4 protein-coding genes and 1 pseudogene are annotated in these 7,408 nt (G+C 69.6%); all 5 read left to right on the top strand.

All coding sequences use genetic code 11. The annotated features are described in order from the left end of the window. Positions 1-1,506, top strand: a pseudogene (locus E3T19_RS02995) (hypothetical protein); the annotation flags it as partial. Beyond that, positions 1,507-2,106, top strand: a complete 600-nt coding sequence (gene recR, locus E3T19_RS02990; protein ID WP_134408098.1) for a recombination mediator RecR — start codon at positions 1,507-1,509, stop codon at positions 2,104-2,106. A gap of 152 nt (positions 2,107-2,258) precedes the next feature. Next, positions 2,259-3,554, top strand: coding sequence for an aspartate kinase (locus E3T19_RS02985; protein WP_088455143.1), 1,296 nt, complete (start codon positions 2,259-2,261; stop codon positions 3,552-3,554). A 288-nt stretch (positions 3,555-3,842) separates the two neighbouring features. Further along, positions 3,843-4,946 carry an aspartate-semialdehyde dehydrogenase gene (locus E3T19_RS02980; protein WP_134408097.1) on the top strand — a complete coding sequence of 368 codons (1,104 nt, stop codon included), beginning with the start codon at positions 3,843-3,845 and terminating at the stop codon, positions 4,944-4,946. An 81-nt stretch (positions 4,947-5,027) separates the two neighbouring features. After that, entirely contained in the window at positions 5,028-7,397 is a 2,370-nt protein-coding gene (locus tag E3T19_RS02975; protein ID WP_088455145.1) for a bifunctional diguanylate cyclase/phosphodiesterase, read from the top strand. Positions 7,398-7,408: the final 11 nt, after the last annotated feature.

Here is a 7,408-nt window from a genome sequence, read left to right as displayed (position 1 = left end):
CGCACCCCGGCCGCGGCATCGGCCCCGCGCCCTCCCGCCGCACAGGTTTCCCCTCCGGTCGCGACCCCGCCGGCTGCGACGACCGTCCCTCCAGCCGCCCCAGGCTGGGCCACCCGGACGCCGGGCACCCCCGCTGCCATGCCGGTCGAGCCCGCCGCGGCGGTCGCCACCAGCCCGGCTGCCGACGTGAGCCCCGATCGCGCCCAAGCCGACCGTCCCGATCCGACCGCCGAGACGCCGCCGCCCGCCGCCCCCGTCGTGCCCGTCGGTCCGGTCACCCTGGCCCAGATCAAGGACGCCTGGCCCCAGATCCTCGAGGCCGTCAAGGAGGTCAAGCTCAGCGCCTGGCTCGTGGTCTACACCGCCCGCGTGCTCGATCTGCGCGGCGAGGACATTCTGGTGCTGTCCTTCCCCAGCGAGCAGGACATGCAGGGCTTCAAAGCTCAGCAGGCTCCAGGCCAGGGCGTCAGCGAGTTCCTCCGCGGCGCCATCGTGAAGGTGCTCGGCCTGCGGGTGAAGTTCATCGCCCGCGCCGACTCCGAAACCTTCGCGCCCACTTCCGCACCCGCGTCCTCTGCCGAGGTGCCCACCTCCGGACCAGCTGCCCCGGTGCGCCAGGGTAACTCGTCCGCAGCAGGGCAAGGCCCGGAGGGGAACTCCCCGGCCGGCGCGACGCCGACCGCCTCGACGACAGGTTCAGCGCCCGCTGCCTCCGCGACGAGCACCACGCCGACCTCGGCCGCTGTCGATCTGCCTTCGGCCGGTCCCGCCGTCTTCGGCGGCCCGTCCGGCGATGCCACCTCCAGCTCCACCTCTGGTACCGGCCCGGCATCGGCCACATCCACCGGCACCGCGACGGCGACCCTCGCACCGCCGGCCACCTCCACAGGCTGGGCCACCGTGGTCATCCCCGGATCCGCTGCCGCCCTGGCCGCTGCCGAGACCGCGGCCGGTGAACCCATCGTTGTCCCGCCCGTCCTCGGGGCACCCGGCAGCGCATCCACCAGTGCACCCACCAGTGCACCCACCAGCGCGCCGACCAGCGCCCCCGCCGGCACACCCTCCGCCCCCGCCGGCACACCCTCCGCCCCCGCCGGCACCCCGGACGCCACGAGCGCCCCGGCCGACACCGCACCGTCGTCAGCACCAGCCGCCGCACCCACATCTGCCACGTCGCAGTCTGCGCCGCAGTCCGCGCCGTCCTACGACTACGCGCCCGAGCCCGACTTCGAGCCCCCCTTCGACGAGGAGCCGCCGCCCTACGACGACCTTCCGCCGGACCCGCAGCAGTTCGCCCCACCCCCGGAACCGCCCCGTGGCACCCGGCCGGCCACCCAGCAGGCCCCAGGCCAGCAGGCTCCCCGCCAGCAAGCCCCCGGCCGGCGTTCGCCCGCGTTCGCCGAGAAGCAGCGCTACGGCGAGGCCGTGGTGCGCGAGATCCTCGGCGCCACCTTCATCGAGGAACAGCCGCACGACCCGATCTCGCGACAGAGGAACGATAACTAAATGTACGAAGGCATCGTTCAGGAACTCATCGACGAGCTCGGCCGGCTGCCCGGCATCGGCCCCAAGTCGGCGCAGCGCATCGCGTTCCACATCCTGCAGACCAAGAACTTCGACGTGACCCACCTGGCCAACGTGCTGCTCGAGGTGCGCGACAAGGTGAAGTTCTGCGAGATCTGCGGCAACGTGTCCGAGCAGGACACTTGCATGATCTGCCGCGACCCGCGCCGCAACCCCACCTCGATCTGCGTGGTCGAAGAGGCCAAGGACGTCGTCGCCATCGAGCGCACCCGCGAGTTCAAGGGTCTCTACCACGTGCTCGGCGGGGCGATCAGCCCCATCGACGGCATCGGCCCCGACGACCTGCGCATCCGTCAGCTGATGACGCGCCTCGCCGACAACACTGTGCAGGAGGTCATCATCGCCACCGACCCCAACCTCGAGGGCGAGGCCACCGCCACCTACCTCTCCCGCCTGCTGACCACCCTCGACATCAAGGTCAGCCGCCTGGCCTCTGGCCTGCCCGTCGGCGGCGACCTGGAGTACGCCGACGAGGTCACCCTGGGCCGTGCTTTCGAGGGCCGCCGCATAGTCACCAGCTAGCGCTCCGCCCGGTCGCCCGGGCTCCGCCGCGCCCCGGGAGCCCCACGCCACCCCGCCTCGCACACGGCGTCACATGAACGCCCGAGAATACGAACGCATTTAGGATGGGAGCGCGGGATGTCGCCGCGTACCCGGAAGCCAGGAGTGCCCACGTGAGCCTGATCGTGCAGAAGTTCGGCGGATCATCCGTTGCCGACGCCGAGAGCATCAAACGCGTTGCCAAACGCATTGTCGACACCAAGAAAGCCGGCAACGACATCGTCGTGGCCGTCTCCGCGATGGGCGACTCCACCGACGAGCTGCTCGACCTCGCCCACGAGGTCACCCCGATCCCGGCGCCCCGCGAGCTCGACATGCTGCTCACCGCCGGCGAGCGCATCTCCATGGCCCTGCTCGCCATGGCGATCAAGAGCATGGGCTACGACGCCCGCTCGTTCACCGGCAGCCAGGCCGGCATGATCACGGATGCCCAGCACGGCGCCGCCCGCATCGTCGACGTCACCCCCGGACGCCTGCGGGATGCCCTCGACGAGGGCGCCATCGCCATCGTCGCCGGTTTCCAGGGCTTCAACCGCGACACCAAGGACATCACCACCCTCGGCCGCGGCGGCTCCGACACCACCGCCGTCGCCCTCGCCGCCGCGCTCGGCGCTGACATCTGCGAGATCTACACGGATGTCGACGGCATCTTCAGCGCCGACCCTCGCGTGGTCCCCAAGGCGCACAAGCTCGAGCGGGTCTCCAGTGAAGAGATGCTCGAGCTCGCCGCCGCCGGCGCCAAGGTGCTCTACATTCGCGCCGTGGAATATGCCCGCCGGCACGGGGTCACGCTGCACGTGCGGTCGTCGTTCAACAACAACACCGGCACCATTGTCTACAACCCGGGCGCCACCAGCCCGTACGCCACCGAAATATTGAATGGAGAGCCCGTGGAAGAGCCCATCATCGCGGGGGTCGCCGCCGACCTCAGTGAGGCCAAGGTCACCGTCGTCGGTGTCCCCGACATTCCCGGCAAGGCCGCGCAGATCTTCAAGATCGTCGCCAAGACCAACGCCAACGTCGACATGATCGTGCAGAACGTGTCGGCCGCATCCACCGGTCTGACCGACATCTCGTTCACCCTGCCCAAGTCGGAGGGCCAGCAGGTACTCACCGCGCTCACCAACGAGCAGGCCAACGTCGGTTTCGCCGGCCTGCAGTACGACGACCAGATCGGCAAGCTCGCCCTGGTCGGCGCCGGGATGCGCACCAACACCGGGGTCTCGGCGAAGCTGTTCGAGTCGCTGTTCGAGGCCGGCATCAACATCGAGATGATCTCCACCAGCGAGATCCGCATCTCCGTTGTCACCCGCGCCGACACCATCAACCAGGCCCTGCGCGTGGTGCACACGGCCTTCGGGCTCGACAGCGACGACGACGCCGTCGTGCACGGCGGCACCGGCCGCTAAGGCCCCGTCCCGCCCGCACGGCAGCCAACTGTTGCCCATGCGGACTTCTGCGCCCGGTACGCCGGCACCATTTGTCCGCATCGGCAACAGTTGAACCCCGCGGGCACCCACCGGCCCGCCAGCCCACCGGATGCCAAAACCCGCGCACCCCCGGCATAACTCCTGCAATTTCTGCCAAAAACCCCTGTTTTGTCCCGCTTGGGCTCCAACCGGGGAGAATTGCAGGAGTTATGCGCATCCCGGCACGAGACCGACCCGCACCAGACTTGACTGAGTAAGGACCACACAGTGACCAGCACCGCAGCCACCAGCACCGCAACACCCCGCCGCGCCGGGATCAACATCGGCGTCGTCGGCGCCACCGGCCAGGTCGGCGCCGTCGTGCGGCGCCTGCTCGAGGAGCGCGACTTCCCGGTCGCCAGCATCCGCTACTTCGCGTCCGCGCGCTCCGCCGGCACCGTGCTGCCCTACAAGGGTGAGCGGATCGTCGTGGAAGACGCCTCCACCGCCGACCCCACCGGACTCGACGTCGCGATCTTCTCCGCCGGCGCCACCCTGTCCAAGAGCCAGGCGCCCCGGTTCGCCGCGGCCGGCGTCACCGTGGTCGACAACTCGTCGGGCTGGCGGATGGACCCCGACGTGCCGTTGGTGGTCAGCGAGGTCAACCCGGAAGCCATCGACCAGGCCGTCAAGGGCATCATCGCCAACCCGAACTGCACCACCATGGCCGCCATGCCTGTGCTCAAGGTGCTGCACGACGAGGCCGGCCTCGAACGGCTCATCGTGAGCACCTACCAGGCGGTCTCCGGCAGCGGCCTGGCCGGCGCCCAGGAGCTGGCCAGCCAGATCCGCGCCGCGGCCGGCGACGACAACCTCTTCCAGCTGGTACACGACGGCTCCTCGGTGAGCATGCCCGAGCCCACCATCTACAAGCGGCCGATCGCGTTCGACGTCATCCCGCTGGCCGGGTCGATCGTCGACGACGGTCTGTTCGAGACCGATGAGGAGAAGAAGCTCCGCAACGAGAGCCGCAAGATCCTCCAGCTGCCCGAGCTTCTCGTCAGCGGCACCTGCGTGCGGGTGCCGGTCTTCACCGGCCACTCGCTGTCGATCAACGTCGAATTCAGCAAGCCGATCTCCGTCGCCCGCGCCACCGAGCTGCTCAGTGACGCGCCCGGCGTGCAGCTGAGCGACATCCCGACGCCACTGGAGGCCGCCGGCGCCGACCCGAGCTTCGTGGGCCGCATCCGTCAGGACCCCGGCGTGCCCAACGGCCGCGGCCTGGCGCTGTTCATCAGCAACGACAACCTGCGCAAGGGTGCGGCGCTGAACGCGGTGCAGATCGCCGAGCTCATCGCCGCGAAACTCGCGACCCACGTCGACATCGGATAGCCCCGCGGGCACGCCGCCGGGTCCGCTCCGCTATTGTCAGAGCTTGTGGAGACGATCAGGGCAGCAGGAACCGGGAGCCGGGTGGCTTTCGCCGTATTCGCGGCGACCGCGCTGGCGCTCATCGGCTCAGCACTCATCCAGCTCGTACTCGGCGGCAACGCTGAACACCTGTTCATCGCCCTGATGGCCGTGGCCGTCACGGGCGTCCTCGAGATCCCCCGGCTCCGGCTGGGCACGGTGCCGCACCGTAGCCCGGTGGTCAGCCTGCCCATCGTGGTCGTCCTGGCTCTCGACCCGGTCTTCGCGCCGCTGATGTCGGTGGGCTTGGTCTGCCTGGGCGTTCTGATCGTGGTCTGGGTCCGCGCCCACCGGCCCGAATTGGCGTTGTACGCGGCCGGGCTCACGGGCCTGGGCGGTGCCGCGTTCGCGGGCGTCCTCGGCCTGCTCAAGTCCCTCGATGTGACCGCCGCCGGCGCAACAGCCGCCGCAGCGGTCGCCTACCTCACCACGGTGGTGGTCCTGGAGGCCCTCCGCCGGCGGTTCGACCGGCCCAGCCTCGACCTTGGCCCAGGACGTCACTACTCGGTGGCCCGCCTGGCCCTGATCGGCGGCGGGTTCGCCGGGTTCTGCTCACTGATCAGCCAGTGGACGCATCCGTTCTTCGACACCCGCACCGATACCCTCGCCACCGCCGTCACCCTGGTGCCCCTCGCGATCGTCGGCGTCGGCACGATCCTGCTCGTACGCGCCAAGGCGATGCGCCGCCGCCTGGCCGGCGTGGTCGACGGGGTCATCGACCTCAACGCCACGAACCACTTCGTCAAGTCCGGCGGGCAGGCCACGCCCATCACCATCAGCCCGGCCAGCAGCAGCGTCGACCTCGCCAGCGTGCTGCGTCGCGCCGCCATCGCCACGGTGGGCGTCGAATCCGCCGGCATCCGGCACGAGCCGGCCGGCCTGGGCGAGATCGACGCCCCGCTGTCGATCGGCGCGCTCGGCCAATACCTGGTGGCCCGCCGCGACGTGATGGACTACCCGTTCACCGGGGATGACCGACGCGCCCTGCAGGCCCTCGCGCACACCGCCGACGTGGTCTACGCCGCCCGGGAGAGCATCGGCGGCCTCACCATCCGCGCCAACACCGACCCGCTCACCGGGCTGCCCAACTATGGTGCCTTCCAGGATGCCCTGGCCAACATCAACGACCACCGCGACTACTCCGAGGCGCTGGCCGTGCTGTTCATCGACCTCGACGACTTCAAACGGATGAACGACCGCTACGGCCACCAGGCCGGCGATGAGATTCTCAGTGAGATCGGTCGTCGACTCAGCGCCGTCATCCGCCCCTACGACGTCGTCGCCCGCGTCGGCGGTGACGAGTTCGTCGTCATCCTCACCCGGCTGTCGTCGCTGGCCGAGGCGAAGCTGCTGGCCGAGAACATCATGGAGGCCACCGGCGAGCCCCTCGCCGTCAGTGGCACCGTGCTCAACCCGATCCTCAGCATCGGTCTGGCCTACTCCGCGCACCGCGAGACGGATGTCAACCAGCTGCTGCGCGACGCCGACCGCAGCATGCTCGCGATCAAGAAGTCCCGCCGCCGCGGCGGCCCGGCCAACGAGAGCAGCATCAACATCTCCGGGCACCGCTCGTCGCAGATGAACGACATTGTCGCTCGCGCCATCGACGAAGACCTGCTCGAACTGGCCTTCCAGCCGATCGTGAGCCTGGTCACCGGCCAGATCTGGGCCTTCGAGGCGCTGGTGCGGTACTCCGACCCCGAGCTCGGCCCGTTGTCACCGCCGTCGCTGGTGGAGAAGGCCAAGAGCCTCGGCCGGCTTGACGCGCTCACCCGCCAGGTGGCCCTGAAGGCGATGGCCGCCGCTGCGGACTTCCGCCTGATCGAACCGCGCATCGTCTGCATGACCATCAACGTCGAGGCCGGCCAGATCCTGCCGCAGCGGGTCGGCAGCTTCGTCGAAGAACTGGCTGACCGCTACCCGGGCATCTCGCTCTGCCTCGAACTCAACGAACGCTCTGTCGCCCGGGTGTCCACCGCGGTGCGCGCCCAGGCCGACCACCTCCGCGACATCGGCATCATGATCGCCCTGGACGACTACGGCTCCCAGGATTCCTCGGTCGACGCGCTGGTGCGGATGCCGATGGACATCCTCAAGATCGACAAGAGCCTCGTCGACGACCTCGACGATGTGCGCCAGCGTGAGGTGCTCACGGCCCTGCAGGGCTTCGGTGACAACCTCGAGTATTCGATGATCGTGGAGGGTGTCGAGAACGAGGCCATGGCCACCCATCTCTCCGCGTTGGGCATCCGCAGCGCCCAGGGTTTCCACTACGGCGTGCCGCGCAGTTTTGAAAAGACCCTCGCCCGCCTCGAAGAGTTCGGGGCTGCCGCGGTACTGCCCGTGCGCGCCGCGTCTGAGCTCCCCCTCTGAACGCTAGGGTC

The organism is Cryobacterium sp. TMT4-31, assembly GCF_004403385.1.
GTDB lineage: Bacteria > Actinomycetota > Actinomycetes > Actinomycetales > Microbacteriaceae > Cryobacterium > Cryobacterium zongtaii.
The sequence above is the reverse complement of the archived record's forward strand: the minus strand, read 5'-3'. Positions and strand labels throughout refer to the sequence as shown.